Annotated in this window: 1 protein-coding gene; it reads right to left on the reverse strand. The window is 71.1% G+C overall.

Annotated features, from left to right (window positions below):
- Window positions 1–2,714: condensation domain-containing protein (locus tag ACWCPW_RS51850; protein WP_449768662.1), on the reverse strand; the 2,714-nt coding region annotated here is incomplete at its 3' end.
- Window positions 2,715–2,777: the final 63 nt, after the last annotated feature.

A 2,777-nucleotide genomic window follows, 5' to 3' on the forward strand; every position in this document is an offset into this window, starting at 1 on the left:
CGCGCCAAACGACCGACCCGACCACCCAACTCCCCATACGACAGCACCGAACCCCCGGCCACCACCGCCACCGCATCCGGCGCCTCCGCCACCCGGGTGAGGAATCCGTCGATCACCGTCGGTGCCGGAAGCTCGGCCGCCGAAGTCGCCGTGTCGTTCCACGCGACCAGGATCCGGGTGCGCTCGTCGTCGTCCAGCACGTCCGCCGCGCCGAGCCGCAGGCTCGGATCCGCGACCAACGCGCCCAGCACGCGCACCCACCGATCGGCCATCGTCTCGATCGAGCCCGGGTCGAACAGGTCGGCCGAGGCCACGATCGACCCGCGAATTCCGGCGGGCCTGCCCTGCTCGTCGTAGGTCTCCTCGGCGGTCACGTCGAGGTCGAACTTCGCGGCGGCCGCCGGTGACAGCGGCGCCACCTCGACCTCGGGCGGCGCTCCCGCCCGTACTCCCGACAGGTCCAGCGCCGCGCGGGCGGTGTTCTGGAGCGTCAACATCACCTGGAACAGCGGATGCCGATTCAGCGACCGGGTCGGGGCGAGTTCCTCCACCAGGCGCTCGAACGGCACGTCCTGGTGCTCGTACGCGCCCAGGCCCGCCTCACGGACCCGACCCAGGATCTCACGGAAGGTCGGATCCCCGGCCAGGTCGGTCCGCAGCACCAGCGTGTTCACGAAGAAGCCGACCAGATCGTCCAAGCCCTCGTCGGTACGTCCGGCCACCGTCGTCCCGATCGGGATGTCGGTCCCCGCGCCCAGCCGGGACAACAACACCACCAGCGCGGCCTGCAACACCATGAACACGGTCACGCCCTCGGCCCGGGCGACCCGCACCAGCTCGTCGTGCAGTTCGGCCGGTATCGCCAACCGGGTGACGTGCGCGTCGTGACCGGCGGTGGTCGAGCGCGGGCGGTCGACGGGCAGGTCGAGTTCCTCGGGAAGTCCCGCGAGAGTTGTTCGCCAGTACGCCACCTGCCCGGACATCAGACCGGCCGGATCCTCGTCCTCGCCCAGCAACTCCCGCTGCCAGAGCGCGTAGTCCGCGTACTGCACCGGCAACGGCGCCCACTCCGGGGCGTGTCCCGCGCGCCGGGCCGCGTAGGCGGCCGAGATGTCCCGACCCAACGGGCCCATCGACCAACCGTCGCCCGCGATGTGATGCACCACCAGGACCAGCACATGCTCTTCGTCGCACCGGAAGAGCCGGGCCCGAATGGGAATCTCGTCCGCGAAATCGAACGCGTGGTCCGTCGCCGTCGCCACCGCGTGCGGCAGTTCCTCGGCGGTGACCTCGTCGTACTCCAGGTCCCAGGTCAGTTCGGCGTGATCCAGGACACGCTGGTACGGCTCGCCGTCGACCATCGGGAAGACGGTCCGCAGCACCTCGTGCCGACCCACCACATCCCGCAACGCGGCCGACAACGCGGCACGGTCGAGATCACCCGACAGCCGCAGCACCTCCGGCATGTTGTAGCCGGGGTTGGGACCGTCCAACCGCCCGAGGAACCACAACCGCCGCTGCGCGAACGACAGCGGCAGTCGCTCCGGACGAGGCCGCTGCCGCAGTGGCGCCCGCACCGCGCCCACTCGCTCGTCCGCCAGGCGAGCGGCCAGCCCCGAGACCGTGGGTGTCTCGAACAGGGCCCGGATCTCCAACTCCACACCCAGCACCGCCCGCACGCGCGAGACCAGCCGCGTCGCCAGCAGGGAGTGGCCGCCCAGCTCGAAGAAGCTCTCGTGGACCCCGACCGCGTCGAGCCCGAGCACCTGGGCGAACATCCCGCACAGGATCTCCTCCCGCGGCGTCGACACGACCTCCTCCGCCGTCGTCCCGCCCGAGCGATCGGGGCTGGGCAACGCGGCCCGATCGAGCTTGCCGTTGGCGGTCAGCGGTAGCGCGGCCAGCACCACGATCGCGCTCGGCAACATGTACTCCGGCAGTCGACGCGCGGCGAACTCCCGCAAGGTGCCCGGAAGATCCTCGCCGACGTCCTCGGGATCGGTGGGCACCACGTAGGCCGACAGCACCAGGTCGCCCGGGGATTCCGCGCGCGCGATCACCGCGGCCTGACCCACCTGCGGGTGAGCGGCCAACACCGCCTGGATCTCCGCCGGTTCGATCCGGAAGCCCCGGATCTTGACCTGGTCGTCCGCGCGCCCCACGAATACCAGTCGGCCGTCTGCGGTCCAGCGGGCCCGGTCGCCGGTGCGATACATGCGCTCGCCACCGCCGCCGAACGGGCAGGCCACGAACCGCTCGCCCGTCAACCCCGACCGGCCCAGATAACCCCGGGCCAGACCCGCACCCGCCACATACAACTCACCCACCACCCCGGGCGGAACCGGCGCAAGCCGCCCGTCCAACACATACGCCCGGGTGTTCACGACCGGCGTGCCCACCACCGGCTCACCACCCACCGCCAACGGCGCCGACATCGTCGCGCACACCGTCGTCTCCGTCGGCCCGTACGCGTTGATCAACCGCCGACCCGCGGCCCACCGCGCCACCAGATCCGCACCCAACGCCTCACCGGCGGACACCAACGTGCGCACGGTGCCCAGGTCGTGCTCGTCCAGAACGCTCAACACGGCGGGCGGCAGCGTCACGTGGGTGACCTCGTTGCGCCTGATCACCTCGGCCAGGCCCGCCCCGGGCAGGAGTTCCTCGGCGGAAGCCAACACAAGCGTCGCACCACCACACAACGCCACCCACATCTCCGCCGTCGCCGCATCGAACCCGATCGACGCGAACTGCAACACCCGATCCCCCACACCAAG

The organism is Embleya sp. NPDC001921 (assembly GCF_053594475.1).